At 65.2% G+C, this 14,580-nt stretch carries 14 protein-coding genes; 4 read left to right on the top strand and 10 right to left on the bottom strand.

The annotated features are described in order from the left end of the window. Positions 1-262 precede the first annotated feature (262 nt). The 5 genes from GNK13_RS00645 to GNK13_RS00625 all read right to left on the bottom strand — a co-directional run bounded on the left by GNK13_RS00645 (position 263) and on the right by GNK13_RS00625 (position 6,344). Entirely contained in the window at positions 263-1,099 is an 837-nt protein-coding gene (locus GNK13_RS00645; protein ID WP_164100498.1) for a hypothetical protein, read from the bottom strand. Positions 1,100-1,385: 286 nt separating this feature from the next. Beyond that, positions 1,386-3,110, bottom strand: coding sequence for a proteasome accessory factor PafA2 family protein (locus tag GNK13_RS00640; protein WP_164100497.1), 1,725 nt, complete (start codon positions 3,108-3,110; stop codon positions 1,386-1,388). After that, positions 3,107-3,301, bottom strand: a complete 195-nt coding sequence (locus tag GNK13_RS00635; protein ID WP_164100496.1) for a hypothetical protein — start codon at positions 3,299-3,301, stop codon at positions 3,107-3,109. The genes GNK13_RS00640 and GNK13_RS00635 overlap by 4 nt, the downstream gene beginning before the upstream one ends. 158 nt (positions 3,302-3,459) lie before the next feature. Further along, positions 3,460-4,875: a Gfo/Idh/MocA family protein gene (locus GNK13_RS00630; RefSeq protein ID WP_164100495.1), complete on the bottom strand. Its 1,416-nt coding sequence runs from the start codon at positions 4,873-4,875 to the stop codon at positions 3,460-3,462. 146 nt (positions 4,876-5,021) lie between these two features. Continuing rightward, complete coding sequence (locus GNK13_RS00625) at positions 5,022-6,344, bottom strand: peptidylprolyl isomerase (RefSeq protein ID WP_164100494.1); 1,323 nt, start codon at positions 6,342-6,344, stop codon at positions 5,022-5,024. Positions 6,345-6,499: 155 nt separating this feature from the next. Here GNK13_RS00625 and GNK13_RS00620 point away from each other — a divergent pair, with 155 nt between their 5' ends. After that, entirely contained in the window at positions 6,500-7,198 is a 699-nt protein-coding gene (locus GNK13_RS00620) for an RsmD family RNA methyltransferase (RefSeq protein ID WP_164100493.1), read from the top strand. 191 nt (positions 7,199-7,389) lie between these two features. Here GNK13_RS00620 and GNK13_RS00615 read toward each other — a convergent pair whose 3' ends face one another. The 4 genes from GNK13_RS00615 to floA form a co-directional block, all read right to left on the bottom strand. Continuing rightward, positions 7,390-8,979, bottom strand: a complete 1,590-nt coding sequence (locus GNK13_RS00615; protein WP_164100492.1) for a hypothetical protein — start codon at positions 8,977-8,979, stop codon at positions 7,390-7,392. 96 nt (positions 8,980-9,075) lie between these two features. Continuing rightward, positions 9,076-9,900, bottom strand: coding sequence for a HisA/HisF-related TIM barrel protein (locus tag GNK13_RS00610; RefSeq protein WP_203328860.1), 825 nt, complete (start codon positions 9,898-9,900; stop codon positions 9,076-9,078). After that, positions 9,897-10,802, bottom strand: coding sequence for an alpha/beta hydrolase family protein (locus tag GNK13_RS00605; RefSeq protein ID WP_164100490.1), 906 nt, complete (start codon positions 10,800-10,802; stop codon positions 9,897-9,899). Before GNK13_RS00605 ends, GNK13_RS00610 begins: the two co-directional genes overlap by 4 nt. A gap of 5 nt (positions 10,803-10,807) precedes the next feature. After that, the gene (floA, locus tag GNK13_RS00600) at positions 10,808-11,851 is read right to left on the bottom strand and encodes a flotillin-like protein FloA (RefSeq protein ID WP_236010290.1); all 1,044 of its coding nucleotides are present in this window, start codon (positions 11,849-11,851) and stop codon (positions 10,808-10,810) included. Between the two features lie 250 nt (positions 11,852-12,101). Between floA and GNK13_RS00595 the strand changes: the two genes are divergently transcribed. Next, positions 12,102-12,446 carry a hypothetical protein gene (locus GNK13_RS00595; protein WP_203328859.1) on the top strand — a complete coding sequence of 115 codons (345 nt, stop codon included), beginning with the start codon at positions 12,102-12,104 and terminating at the stop codon, positions 12,444-12,446. Between the two features lie 123 nt (positions 12,447-12,569). Here the strand turns inward: GNK13_RS00595 and GNK13_RS00590 are convergent, their stop codons facing one another. After that, positions 12,570-12,824, bottom strand: coding sequence for a hypothetical protein (locus GNK13_RS00590; protein WP_164100488.1), 255 nt, complete (start codon positions 12,822-12,824; stop codon positions 12,570-12,572). A 225-nt stretch (positions 12,825-13,049) separates the two neighbouring features. Here GNK13_RS00590 and aroH point away from each other — a divergent pair, with 225 nt between their 5' ends. Next, complete coding sequence (gene aroH / locus GNK13_RS00585; RefSeq protein ID WP_164100487.1) at positions 13,050-13,490, top strand: chorismate mutase; 441 nt, start codon at positions 13,050-13,052, stop codon at positions 13,488-13,490. Further along, the gene (locus tag GNK13_RS00580; RefSeq protein WP_164100486.1) at positions 13,487-14,533 is read left to right on the top strand and encodes a hypothetical protein; all 1,047 of its coding nucleotides are present in this window, start codon (positions 13,487-13,489) and stop codon (positions 14,531-14,533) included. Before aroH ends, GNK13_RS00580 begins: the two co-directional genes overlap by 4 nt. The last annotated feature ends 47 nt before the right edge of the window (positions 14,534-14,580 follow it).

The following is a 14,580-nucleotide window of genomic DNA, read 5'->3' as shown; positions in this document are numbered from 1 at the left end:
TCGATGTGTGCACCTGGACGGGGAAACAACCACGAATCATCACGAATGGTGGCCACGGAATGCCACGAAAAAGCACGGAACGGAGAGGGACCGCGGATAGCACGGAGAACGCCGCTGAAAGGGGAATCCGCAAGCCAATTATTCGTGTTATCCGTGGTTCAGCTCCCCGCCTGTGCTGCGTGGTTTCCCCCGTCTTTCGGCAATCCGCCGGCATCCGTTCTCGCGCATATACTCGTGTACCGATGTCAGTTATGGGTGACGATTAATCGGCTGCGGATTGGGGGATGGTCGGCTCCCAGCGAACTCCCTGGCCGGACCCGTCGCCGAGGAAGCGGATCAGGGGCGTTTTTTGGTTTCGGTTCAAGGAGTTGATCGTATCGTGCAAGCGGCGTTTGGGGTCGAGGTCGGTCCGTGGAGGCAGGGGGTCATCGATCCGCGGCGGCCAACCTTCCTCCTGAAAGACGGCGATCACCATCTCCTGATTGGGAGCGGGCACTTTGAACTGTTTCACGACCAGGGTTCCCATCCGCAGTTCTTGACGATCGCGATCCCAGCAGGGAGGTGCGGTCCGCATCCCGCTGGTTTCGCTCGGCGCGTCAGCTAGATCGGTGAGCCGCAAACCGTTTCCGTTGGATGCCGCGGGTGGATGGGGAGGCGGGGCAAGCGTTGTGCGGGCGAAGGAGACTGGGGCTGGAGGGGAGCCGGAAGCGCCTCCATTGGGCTCGTGAAACTGCTGGACGAATGCGACGCCGTCGTCGGTGAGCACGAAGCAGGAGGTCTCGGTGAACGTCAGTGCACATCCTTTTTGAAAGCGTCGTTCCTCGCCAAAGTCACTGGCGACCTCGGTGGCATGTTCGAGGAATCCTTTGCAGACGAGCCAGCGGAGATCGTTGCAGACCAGCCCTCCCCTCCGCAGGGCCTCGGCTTCGAGAGCAAAATCCCAGAAGCTGCGATCGAGTTCGCGGGCGAAGCAGCGGGCTTCGAGCAGTAGCTGGAGTGCGCTGCCCCCTCGCTTGAGCACGGTGGGAGCGACGTCGCCGGCGGCCTTGGAAGCTGCGGCGCGGATGGAGCCTGCGGCGGGATGGTTCCCTGCGGTCATCGAATTCCTCCCATACTCGACCCCCGCTCAAGCCCCCCATTCGCAGAGGAAGGCCCACGCAATGCGCTCCCTTGAGGCGCGCTTTCTTAGGGGCAGAGCGTGAGTGCAAACAATGTTCCTCGTGTAGGTGGTAACGTTCTTCCGTAGGAGGGGTGTTCCGGTGTCTTGAACATTCGTTTAACGGCGAGCCGAAGGCGTCGGTGTTTCCGGAGAACAGTCGCCTTCGGCTTGCCGTGAAACGATTGGGTGGCAGCTGACGCCTTCCCGCTCGGCGTTCGCGCGGGGGCTAATCGAAGGCGACGATCCGCCGCGTCCGGCCCGAGCCGATTACGAGGTGCGACCAATCGACGGCAACCGGCTCGGTGCCACCGGAGAATTCGCGGATCAATTGTCCCCGCCGCAGAGCGGGCGAATTCAGCGGAGGCATCCGCAGGGCCAGATCGATGCCCGCCGGGTCGACCGAACTCAGCTGCGGGGCGACCGCGCGCAGCCGGGCGAAGTAGCTGTCATCGGACAGCTCGTGGTAGCGGATATCGATCTTTTTGCGGGCCATCCACCGCTCGGCGGCGGCGGCCTGCTCCACGCCTTCGCAATCGAGGCGGTCGAGCATCCACTTCTTAGTCAGCCAGTCGACGTGGCCGAGGGCTGGCAGCGGGTCGATCTCCGAGGAGCGAAAGGCGGCTAGGGCTGCGAGCGTCGCTTCCCACCGCTCGAGGATCCGATGGGCCTCTCGTGGGGCGGCGTCGCCAGCGGCCTCGACGAATCGCATGCAGGCCTGCAGGTAGGCCCGCTGGATGTCGAGAGCCGACAGCTCGCCGCGGTTGGTCAAGACGCGGGAGACGAGGTTCCAGTCGCAGGTGATCCGGTGCAGCGCTTGGATGGGACGCTGCAAGCGAGGCAGATCGCGGCCGCCTCCAGCTTCGATCAGGTCCAAAACCAGGGCGGTCGCGCCGACCTTGAGGTACTCGGCCGTGTCGGAGATGTTCGAATCGCTGAGACCGATCTGCAGCCGCTGGCGTTGACGAAACATCTCACCGAGCGAACGAATCGAGAGCAGCGACCGACCGCAGAGCTGCTGGAGCCAGTGGTGAAACACGTAGATCGGACGCTCGCCGAGATAGCCTCCAAAGCCGGTGACCGTGTCGATCGCCAGCGCTTTGCTGGAGAGCCGAAAGCGATTGCGGCGATCGACGTGCCCGGCTCCAGTGAGCACCACGCGAGAGACCAGGAAGGCGGTCAGGAATTTGCGCTGTTCGCGAAAGGCCACGAAGCGGGCGATCAGGTAGAGCATGCCGGCTGCCGGGAGGCTGATCACCCGCAGGATCACCGCAGTGACTCGCAGAAGCGAGAGCGGCAACTGATTCGCATCGGCTGCGTCGCCCGCCACGCTATCGCCCGCCGAACCCTGATTCGTTGCGGCGAAGCCGAGCAGCCGGCCGAGCGAGCGAATTGCGAACAGCACCGCCAGCTCGCTTCCGAGGATCATGATGCACGCGAACCAGTACAGGACCGCTGCGGGCATCATCATCACCAGCAGCATCCAGTAGAGGGCCAGCCGCAGCCCGGTGGCGACCGGTGCCGCGTAGTTCTCTTGGCACCCATAGATGTGGCCGTACGCGTCGCAGCTGTTCTTAACGATCCGCAGCTCACCGGGGATCGCGGAGGCGGCCGCCGCTTCGGCGATCATCCGGTCCTGGGCTCGCTGGGCTTCCACGACCCGCGCCGGCGAGCACGATTCGGCCGTTGCACCCTCGATCAACCCGCCGGGCCGGTCGAGCCGGTTGGGCGAGCTTTCGATGGAAAAGGCGCCGCCGTTGGCGAGAAAGATCGTGTCGGAGTCGTAACGTCCGCGAGCGATGGGAATCCGAGCGGCGATCTGCTCGCAAACGGCCGCATACACCGCTTGCCGCGAAGGAGGCACTTGCTGGTCGGGCGGCAACTGCAGCAGCGTGGCGTACTCGGTTTCCAGCCCGATCAGACGCTCGAGTATCGGGGCCGGCTTCGCTCTCACTCGCCCTGCTGCTGCGTATCAAACCGCTCGAGCAGCTCCAGCGGGCGGTGCGTCGCATCGCTGAGAATCTCGGAGGCGAGCCGATGCAGCTGCTGAGGCTGATCGGCAAACGTCCGCGCCGCTCGTTCGCCCTGGGGCAGCTCGGCGGGGGGACCTTGGGGACGAACTCCGGCAATCGATTGTGCGGTCATCGAAGGCAGCTCCATGCATGGCTCGCCGCTGACGAGCCGGATAAGCGGAAGGCGATTCACGGGGGGGCGTGAATCGCCCGTCTCTAGTTTACCGGCGTCTCTATTCTACCGGCGGGAAAGCCGCAAATGCGATGCCCGTAGACTCCGCGGCTCCAGCCTTAGACGACTTTCGTTTCACCCGGGACCGGGATTGGATACTGTCCGTCCTCGTCGGGCGTCACCGGGGGGACCGAGTCGAACGAGGTGATGCTGTCGAAATCGGCCAACGCCAAGTCGCTGTTCAGGGCGTCGTCCCATTTGACGATTTTGCCCCCGTAGGTCGCCATGCGGCCCATGATGGCGGTCATCGTGCTCTTGGCACCGTAGTCGCCTTCGTTGGGGATCTCGCCCTTGCGGAGCGCGGCGAACAGGTCGTAGTGCTCCTGCTGCCAGCCCTTGCCGCGAACTTCCTCGGCGGTGCTCTGCCAAGTCAGCTTGCCGTTGGGATCGTAGATCTTCGCTGCGGAGATGTCGCACCAGCCTTTGGTGCCGTGGACGTATTCGCTGACTTCGTTCCAGCAACCTTTGATGTGCCGGCACTGGCTGAGCATGGTCGTGCCGTTGCCGTAAGTGTATTCGACCATGTGGTGGTCGAAGATCTGGCCGGTGTCGGGACCGGTCCGGACCTGACGGCCCCCTTGCCCTTGGGCTTTGACCGGGTAGTCCTGCATCAACCAGTTGATCACGTCCAGGTTATGGATGTGTTGCTCGTTGATGTGGTCCCCGCAGAGCCAGTTGAAGTAGTACCAGTTGCGGACCTGGTACTCGGTTTCGGTCTGTTGCGGCTGGCGGTTGCGAATCCAGACGCCGGCGCCGTTCCAGTAGACGCGGGCCATGATGGGATCGCCGATCGCCCCTTCCTGGAGCCGCTGGATCGTCTCCTGGTAGCGCAATTCGTGATGCCGCTGGAGCCCGACCTGGACGGCCAGTCCCTTTTTCTTAGCGATTTCGTTCGCGGCCAAGACGCGGCGGACGCCTGGGGCGTCGGTGGCAACCGGCTTTTCCATAAACACGTGCTTGCCCGCGTTGACCGCCGCTTCGAAGTGCAGCGGGCGGAACCCGGGAGACGTCGCCAGGATGATCAGGTCGGCATCGCTATTGATGACTTCCTTGTACGATTCGAGCCCCACGTAGCGGCCGACATCGTCGCTGATTTTGTCGGAGTGGTCGCTCTTGATCGTGCGGAAGGCGGTACTGATCTGGTCTTCAAATACGTCTCCCATGGCCACCAGGCGCGTGTCGCCTGGGGAATTCATCGCTTGAATCACCGCACCCCGGCCTCGGCCACCGCAGCCGACCAGACCGATCTTGATCGTGTCGCTGCCGTAGGCGTGGGCTCCGCGGGCCACGCTCAGCTGTCCGGCAACCGCCCCGCCCGCCAGAAGCATGCCGCCATTTTTCAGGAACGAGCGCCGCGACGGTGCACCACCGGCAGTCGGAACCTCGGCGGACGGACGCTCGACGGGCTGGCGACCCAAGGGCTGGCAACTCGGGGGCTGGCGATCGGCGCTCTGGCTGGGCTTCGATTCGGGCATAGGGAAAAACTCCGCAATTGAGTCGATAGTGGGGGGAGTTGGTGATAGCGGGGAGTTGCTGGGGGGGCGAGAGACCGGAGGCGAGGGATTTAGGGGCAATAGTCCAGCGTAACCGCTGGACAAAGGGCGTTCAATCTTTTGCGTTCTCAGCGGCCCGGGGCGGCCGAGATCGCCGCGGCGGGAGGACCCTCGAGGACTTCGGGTTGGTAGTCGTGCGGGCGCTTGCGGAGGACTTCCATGCGGAGGATCCGGTCGGGCACGGCCTCGTGTTCCTCCTCTTCTTTCTTCGCCGTCGGATCGACGCGGGTGAGCGCCGCGAGCGTTCCCGCTCCATCGATCACGCGGCCGAAGACGGTGTGTTCGCGGTTGACCCAGGGGAGCGGCATGAAGGTGAAGAAGAACTGGGAGCTGGCCGAATTCGGGAGCGTTTGGCCGGTCCTGGAGCGGGGGTCGGCGATCTTGGCCATCACGAGCGAGCCGCGGAAGGTATCGCGGGCATCTTCGTCCTCCCCTTCGTCGGCGATCCGATAGCCGGCGCTGCCGGAAGCGTCGCCCGCCGGATCGCCGGACATGGCGATCTGCGAGGCGATGACTTGATGAAAGGTGAGCCCCTCATAAAAACCTTGCTCGACGAGGCTGATGAAGTTGGCCACGGTGTTCGGGGCCTGGTCTTCGAACAGTTCGACGACCATGTCGCCACGCGACGTCGTGATCCGCACCTGCGGGAGATCGTCCCGCTGACGAGCTTCCTGGCGAAACTGCTGTTCACGCTCCCAACGCTGCTGGTAATCGCTCACCGAGTCGACCAGCTGCCGGTGTTTGGGATCGATGAATCCGATCTCAATCGCTTTCTGCAAATGCTCGGCGGCCCGCTCGAAACGATTGGTCGCCCAGAAGCTGACTCCCGCGATTTCGTGCAGCCGGCGCTCTTCGGCGCTCTCGGTCATGCCGGCAGCGATCAGGGCCTCGGCCGCTTCTCCGGTCAGCTCGTACCAGTCGCGATCGAAGCGGTAGCGGGCCGCGGCGAAGAGGAATTCGGCGTACTCCGAATCTCTGCGGGGGTCGTGGGCCAGCAACCGCGTGGCGGCGCGAACCGCCCGGTCGAACTCTTCCCGCCCCTGCTCGCTCAGCTCGCGGTACTGCGTGAGATACTGTTCCTCGGTGGCTTCAGTTCCATTGTGAAACCGCAAGGCGGCCTCCTGCATCTTGCCGATCGTCTCCCGCCATGCTCCGATCGCGTCGCGGTACGCCGCCTGCTCGACTTCGACATCGAGCGTGGGCTCGGCTGCTGCTTCGGCACCCGCTTCTGGGGCCCTCGCGGATTCTTGGGCCCCCGCGGATTCTTGGGCCCTCGCGGAAGCTGCCGGAGAGAGGGTCAGCGGGAGTGCGGCGAGAGCTCCCACGGCCAGAGAACCGGCGACTCGGGAGGCGGCGGCTCGCAGGAACAATTGAAGGTTGATGTGGCGCATGCGGTCTATCGGGTTCGGGGCGTGATCGTAGTAGGATACGCTCTGCAGCGGCCCTTGGTTTAGACCCAGCCGGTGGTTTCGCCCCGACGAGGGTCGGGGCTGCCGGACGCCCGCCGCTCCGTTCATCTTTTCGTCACCTACGTGGGGAGCAACTCGTGAAGCGACCAGCCGGAGAGTCATCCGAGGCGTCCGAGCGGCGGGAGGCCGCCAAGCCGAAGCGGATCGGTCCCAAGGCGCTGCGGATCATCGGTGGCGAACTCCGACGCCGCAACGTGATGTACAACGGCGACCGACTGACGCGGCCGATGAAGGACAACGTGCGCGAAAACCTGTTCAACATCCTCGGCAAAGGGATCGAAGGCACGGTCGCATACGACCTGTTCGCGGGCACCGGAATTTTGGCGATCGAAGCGATCAGCCGCGGCGCCCGGCACGCCATCGCCGTCGATTCTTCGCGGGATAGCGTCCGCTCGATCCGGCAGTCGCTCGACAAGCTCCGGCTGAACGAGCGCGTCGAAGTCCTACTCGGCGACACCTTTCGGCTCTCGCCGATGCGGCTCGAGCACGCCCCGGCCGAACGCCGCACCGTCTTCTGCTGTCCGCCCTATGCGATGTGGGAAAGCCACCGCGAGCAGCTGGACCGGCTGATGGAGACGGCGGCCAAGAATGCCGCCGAAGGGAGTTTGATCGTCGCCGAGATGGACCGCAAAAGCGATCCCAACCAGCTGCCCAGCGGAGAGTGGTTTGCCGAGGGCTGGGACGTGCGGACCTACGGAAACACCCACCTGGCGGTCGCCGAGGTGGGCCGATTACCGGAGGCGGAGAGCGACGCGTCGGGACTGGACCTGCGATAAACGTACGTCAGGCTTTCCAGCCTAGCACGAGCTGGACATCGCTGCTTGCTCACGCAGAACCATCATCGCATCAGCGGTGCACAGCCGTCGGGACCCAGTCGTTTAACGGCAAGCCGAAGGCGACTGTGTTTTGAAAAGCAGTCGCCTTCGGCTTGCCGTTAAACGATTCTGGAAAGACGCTCTCGTACGGATCAGTTCACGGCGACGTCGGGTTGGGCCGGTGCGGTGGGTTGGGCCGGTTGGGCGGGTCGCCGCGATTTCACCCATTGGTCGAGCGTCTTGGAGCTGGCTTCGAGCATCTCGAGGAACTTTTTGCGGTCGTCGTAGACCGGGTTGTTGACTTCCTCGGCAGCGGTCCGCAGTTCGGCGAGCAGCCCTTCGATCTGATTCTTGTCTTCCCCCTGAGCGGCAGCGGCCAATCCCGAACCGGAGCCGTTGGGATCGAGCGAGCCGGCCAAGCCGAGCAGCAGCGCTTCGAAGTTCGCATTGATCCGTCGCCGCGCGGCGATCACTTCCGGCGGCTGGGGCCTGGCCGTGGCCATCGGGCCGTACATCCCGGGCATCCCTTCCATCCCGGGCATCATCATGTCAGGCATCATCATGTCGGGTGACATCGCGCCGGCCTCCATGTCCATCGCTTCCATCCCCGGCATCATTGCGTCCATACCACCGTAACCTCCTCCGCCGCCGCGGGCGGCTTGAGCGAGGCTCTGCTGCTGGGTGACCGGTTGCGGCCGATCGAGCGATTTGAGCCGGCGGACTTCGGCGGCCAGCGCGGTCGCGGCGCGGTCGCCCCAGCTGACCACGGTCGTCGGCGTGACCGGCACTTGCTTGACGGCCTCGCTCAGCGTCGGCAGGACTCGAGCCGCATAGAGAGCGATCACCGGCGAAGCCTGCTTGTCGCTGACGATCGCCGTCAGCTTCTCGGCCAACCATTTTTGATCCTCGGGGCTGCCGAGCGACCGCACGATGTCGACCGCGTACCGCTGCATGTAGTCGTAGGCGCCGCTGTCGAGCTTCTCTTTCTCTAGCCCCGCCGGCGGTTTTCCCTCGAGCAGGTTGCGGCCGATTCCCAAGTACTCGTTCTTTACACTCGCGGGAAGCGCGGGGCCGAGCAGCACCGACTGGCGGCGAACTCCCGAGAGGGCGACGACACGGACGCCGGAGGGGGCGTCTTCCGCCCGATACAGCCTGGTTACCAGCGTTCCGGCCACGCTGACGTCGGGAACGGGAGGCTGACCGTTCTGAGCCGGGCGAGTGTTTAGGTTCGCCAGCAGCAACGCGGCATTGATTCGAGCGACCGGGCGGAAGTATTTACCCTGCGGTTTTCCAGAAGCCACCGTCTCCGCGCTTTGCCGAATCCAGCCATGCAGGGCTTCTCGGAAAGCGGGCGTTGCCGACTGGGCGGCTCGTTCGAGGTTCCGCAGCGCGTCGTACGTCACCTCGTTCATCTTCGCGCCGCTATCGGGCTGAGCCATCAAGTACAGAAAGTACTGGGTGTAGTAGGCTTGCGTCGCTTTCCATTCATCAGACTGCGGCGTCAGGCTCGAGTCGGAAAGGGCGAGGTTGACCTGGCTCTCGATCCGCTTGAGCTTCGTCGCCTCGAATTTCGCCGGCATCGCCAGCGTTAGGTAATCTCCCTCTTGGCCGCTGGCCTGTTTGGCCAGAATCGAGGCCAGCACGAGGGCGGTGAACGCCAGCAGCATCGACAACCGTTTGCCGGCCAAGCGGCGGTGATCGATCGTAGCGGCTTTGGCAGCGGTTTCGACTTTTACGGGCATCGGTGAGAACCGGATGGAGTGTCGAAGGGAACTTGATGAGTCGGAAGAGGGGGGCTGCCGCTGATGCGCATCGGCGAGAACGGCAGGCATTCCCCACTATCGCGGCTTTGGGGAAGAAGTCAAACATTTATTGGATTGTAGCAGCCAGGAGGCGGCGAGCACGACGTCGCAGCCTGCTTCTTGGAGCGTTGCCGCGTCGGCCGCGTCTCGCACCCCTCCCCCGGAGCAGAGCGTCAGGGCGGGAATCGCCCGCTTGATCTGCCGGCACAGTGAAGCGGTCGAAGGCCCTGACCCGGTTCCCACGCGGGCCACGTCGAGCACGATCAATCGCTCGGCTCCGGCAGCGGCGAGTTGTTCAGCAGCCTCCAGCGGCTCGCGGGCAAGTTCCCGCGAGGCCGAAACGACCCGGCCGTCGCGAAGATCGAGGCTGACCGTCAGCGGAAGTGCGGCCGCCGCATTCCCCTGCCCTGCAGCCATCTGCCGGAGCTCGTCAATCTGCCGAAGCTCGTCGAGGCTCCGCAGCGATTCGCTGGCCACGATCCATGTGGTTGGGGCCGGGGCTGCTGGGGTTTGGGGGCTCGAGCCGGCCACCGCTTGAAAATCCGCAGCCGACTCGATCCCGCGATCGATCCAGAGCGGCATCCCGAGGGCGAGGAGGCGATCGATGGCGGGCTGCGAAGCGGCGCTGCGGTCGAGGATCCGGTCGAGGTCGGCAACGTACAGGCCCGTGACTCGCCCCCGGTAGTGCTCGGCCACTCGGACCGGGTCGCCGTCCGGGCAAGCGGCGATCCGCACTGGCTGGTAGGCGTCGCGGCGACCGGCGACCGCGTGCACCGCTTGGCCGAAGCGAAGGTCGATGACTCCCAGCAGCGGCACCGGCGCACCGACAGCCGCAGTTCCCCCGCGGTCGGCCCCGCTCACGCCAGCAGCCGCTGCAGCCAAACGGCGATCGCATCGGCCACGAACAGCACATCGCTCGGGTGCGAGACGAGCAGGTGGTCGGTGGCCGGAAGGGTTAACAGGCTCGCCGGCGGCGGGGTAGCGTTTTCCGCGGAGCGATGCGCGTCTGGAGCGGCGGCCCGCAGCGAGAGGATCCGCAGGGCGTGGTCGTAGCCGACCGTGGCATCGGTGGGAGAGTGGAACAGCAGCAGTGGGACGTTGAGTCGAGCGATTCGCCCCGGGAGGTCGAACTGGCGAAAGTTCTCGATCATCTGGCGGCTGGTCTCCCAGGATCGCCCACCGATCACGACCTCTCCCTGCCCTTCACTTTCCACTCGCCGATCCATCCGCACCAGCAGGTCGGCTAGGTGCCGCGTGTCGCTCGGGGCGGCCAGCGTCGCGACTCCTCGCAGTGGCGCGAGATCGGCGGACCACTCAGCCGCGGCGGCCAGCGACGCTGCTCCGCCGAGGCTGTGGCCGACCAGCAGGGCTGGTGGACCGAGCTGCTCGCTCGCAAATCGGGCGGCGGCCTGCAGGTCCAGAAGGTTGGTTTCAAAATTGGTTTCGCGGAACGTGCCTCCGCTGTCGCCGAGTCCCGTCATGTCGTAGCGGAGCACGACCACGCCCCGGGCCGCCAGCTGACGACTGATCCGCACGATCGCTTTGAGGTCCTTGTTGCAGGTAAAGCAGTGCGAGAAGAGGACGACCGGCGGCCGCTGGGAGTGGCGATGGGGCTCAGCAGGATGCGGCTCAGTGGGGTGCGGTTCTTCCGGCGCATCGACGATCCCGGCCAGCGGAAAGCCGTTGCCGCCGGGGAAGCTGACCCGTTGGCTGCGTCGCGGCGCGGTATGGGCGATCGTCCAGTGTGTTTCGCGGTGGACCATGGGGCTCAGCCGGCGAGCGGATCGTCGTCGGGCACGTCTTGCGAGCGGCTGGGGGCTTCGAGGCGAGCCGAGCCGTTGGAGCCGCTGATGCGGCCGGCGCGGAAGGCTTCGGCCATGGCCATCGGCACGGCCGCTTCGGCCAGCACGAGTTGGGAGCGGTTGTCGGCGACGCGGGCTCGCATCCGTTGCTCCTCGGCGATCGCTTCGGCCCGCCGGCTCTCGGCTTTGGCCTGGGCGACGCGGGTATCGGCTTCGGCCTGGTCGACTTGCAGGCGAGCCCCGATGTTCTCGCCGACATCGATATCGGCGATATCGATCGAGACGATTTCGAACGCGGTCTGAGCGTCGAGGCCGCGGTCGAGCACGGCGCGGGTGATCAGGTCGGGGTTCTCGAGCACGTTGAAGTGCGAGTCGGCCGATCCGATCGAGCTGATCATCGACTCGCCGACTCGAGCGACGATCGTCTCCTCGGTCGCTCCGCCGATCAGTTGTTCGAGATTCGTCCGCACCGTGACTCGAGCCCGGACGCGGAGCTCGATGCCGTTCTTGGTGATCGCACTCAGGGTCGTTTTGCCGCTCCGCCGCGGGTCGGGGCAGTCGATGACTTTGGGATAGACGCTGGTTTGAACCGCGTCGAGCACATCGCGGCCGGCCAAGTCGATCGCCGAGGCTTGGTCGAAATCGAGGGGAATGTTGGCCCGCTGAGCCGCGATGATCGCCTTGATCACGTGCAGCACGTTGCCGCCGGCCAGGTAGTGGGCTTCCATCCGCCGCGTGCTGATCCCGGTCCGACGGTTGATGTCCATCCCGGCCTGGGCAGCCATGATCTTGCCCTGCACGATCAACCGCGGATTGACCTTGGTAAAGTGCATCCGGATCAGGCTGGCCAGACTGAGATCGGCCCGCGACATGTAAGCCTGAAACCAGAGGCTGCCGTAGCGGAGCAGAAAGAAGCCCAAGACCAGCAACAGGAACAGCACCAGCAAACCGCCGGCCATCAGCAGGATCGTCGGGAGGGGACTGCCGATCAGCAAGAATGGAGACTGCATCATCACGCAACTCGGCGTCTCTAGAGGATTACTGTCTGAGTGGACCGGACCTGTTATAATCTCCCGCGGCTCGGAAGTGGCGAGGGGGAGCGGCGATCCCCGTCCTGCGATTCGGCCGATCGAGGCACGTTTTTCGCACTCGAGCCTGCTCCTGAGAAGCCGCGCCGCCCGGGCGTTGGCTCCATCCCCACGGCTGATTCCGGTTCCCGTATTTTGGCGACGCGTCGCCTCTGGCAGGTCTTGAAAGAGTATGTCCGCATCGTATTCCCCCGGCGACTGGGTCATCTATCGCAAGAGTAAGCGGAGCGCCGCCCCGGGGCCCCGCGCCCAGGATGTGATGGCAGCGCAGAAGGGCGAGAAGTACTCGTACGTCGTCGAGAAGTTTTGGATTGTCGACGCCGTCCTCCCAGGGAACCAACTGCGGCTGCGGACCCGCCGGGGCAAGATCCATCAGCTGAGCAGCGACGATCCAAACCTCCGTCCGGCCGGTTGGCTGAAGCGGTTTCTCTACCGCAATCGATTTCGCGAGATCCCGACTTCGCCCGAAGTCGCCACGCCGCCGGCCGACGCCACCAACGCAGCCCGCCGAGCGTAAAGGGGCCAAAGTCGCCTGTAGGTCGGATCAGCCGCAACGCGCTAGCGTCCGGTTCTGCCGCGTTTTCGCAAACCGTGGGCTAGCGCCCGGCGGCTGATCAGAGAACCGGACCAGCCCCCGGCTTCAGCTGAATTTCTTGAGCGCTTCGACCACGAGCGCCGGATCGTCCTGGGTCCGCAGGTGCTCGATCTGCTGTGCCGGCATCTCGAGCTTTTCCAAGTGGCCGACCAGCCGCTTCCAGGTCTGCTCCCGCTTCTTGCCTTCGCTCAAGTACAGTTCGGTGACCAGCTCGGTCGCCTTCTGGTAAGCGATTGCGTCGCGGTTGCGATAGTAGTTTTTGATGATCCGCTCTTGATAGCGGCTGCGCTCGGGGGGCATTGTCGATCGGCTCTCCAAAGGGATAACGAGGAACCGTCAACGGTATCCGAAGGGCGGCGAACCGGGCAAGGGAAACCGCGCGACACCATTACCCTCCCGGGGGGAGGGTGTGGTTTTGTATTCTGGCAGAGCGTCGTCCGAGCGGCTGGCCCGCCTGCCGGTTTGGGCCCGCCTGCCGGTTGGCGGATGGTTCGCTTATATTGGGCGGTTTGTCAGGGAGTAATCATGGCTGCAACTGTTTGCCGCGGGGTTCGCGGCGCGACCACGGTCGACGAGAACGAGCGCGAAGCGATCCTGCGGGCCACGCGGCAGATGTTGGCGCTGATGATCCGCCGCAACGAAATCGACGGGGACGACGTGTGCAGCGTGATCTTCACGGTCACCAAGGATTTGGATGCCGAGTTCCCCGCTTTGGCCGCCCGCCAGCTCGGTTGGCTCGGCGTTCCGCTGCTGTGCAGTTATGAGATCTCGGTGGAGAACTCGCTCCAGCGTTGCATCCGGGTCTTGATCCACTGGAACACCCAAAAATCGGCCGCCGAGATCCACCACGTCTACATGGGAGGGGCCGTTCGCTTGCGACCCGACCTGGTGTCGCTGCCGGCGGCCGATCTGGATGAGCTGGAGGAGTGGATCGCCGCGCAGATGCACAGCGACTCGGGCGCATGAAGGTTCAGTGGAAGACCGATCCGGAGTTGAGCGCCCTGCATGCCGCCGCGGTGGTCGCGGCTGGGGAAGCAGTGGTCGATGCCAAGATCGAAGCGGCTCTGGGCGGCCCGGTCGCGGCGATCAACGAGCGGCTCGAGATGTCCGAGACGCAGGTCGCTGAGTTTTGGCGGCATCTGCTCTCCGCCCGCGATGGGGACGACGCGGGGCGCACGGAAACCGCGCTGCTCGCCGCCGGCTGCCCGGAGCTGGTAATGGATTCGGTGGCGACAGCCGTGGTGGGACGGCTGGCCGACGCTCGCCTCGCGCTCGGCGAACAGTTTCCCAAACTCGCCGACCAGTTGCCGCTTCGCGCCCGCCCGTTGCGCGAGCTGTGGGAGGCGCACGGCCCCGGCGTGCTCCGCGAACTGGGGCGACGGACCAGTGAAAAAATCATCCCCCCGCGGACTACGATCCACCTCGTGCAGCCGGTGCGTGGCGGCGACGGGGGGCTGCTCGGCACGACCGCGCGAAGCGGAGCCAGGCTGACAAGTGGGGCGAGTGGGGCGAGTGGGGCGGGCGGAAACGCGGCGGTCTGGATCGAGGCGATGCTGACGCACCCCGATCCGGCGATCCCCGAGACGTTGCGGCTGGCTTGGCTGATCGCTCGCGCGGGATTGGCCCGCACCGCCTCGAGCCCCGGAGGTGCCTCGAAAGAGGGTGGTGTCTCTCAGGAAGGAGCGGGCCAGAAAGAAGGAGCGGGCTCGAAAGAAGGAGCGGGCTCGAAAGAGGGGACGGGCTCGAAAGACGGGGCGGGCAACCGCTGGGTCGAGCCGCAGCGGTTGCCGCGGGCCGCAGCCCTCGCGTTGCTGCCGATCACGTTGGCGGCGGGCGAGTCGCTCGGCTTGTGCGATGCGTCGGATGCCCGGATCGCCGCCGCTGCGGAGCTTTGGCACGTCGCTCGTCAGCCGGAGAGCGCATCGCTGCTCCGCTGGTGGGCTCAAATGCGGCAGGGAGAATTGCCGCTGCCGGTGGCGATCAAGGCGCTCGACAAGATGCTCGGGTGAACCACCCGCTTGCGGGGTCGGTATGATGGAGAGGACTTGGGGAGGGT

Origin of the sequence: Candidatus Laterigemmans baculatus, assembly GCF_010367455.1 — a bacterium.
Lineage (GTDB): Bacteria > Planctomycetota > Planctomycetia > Pirellulales > Pirellulaceae > Laterigemmans > Laterigemmans baculatus.
This window is presented reverse-complemented; position numbering and strand designations above follow the sequence as displayed.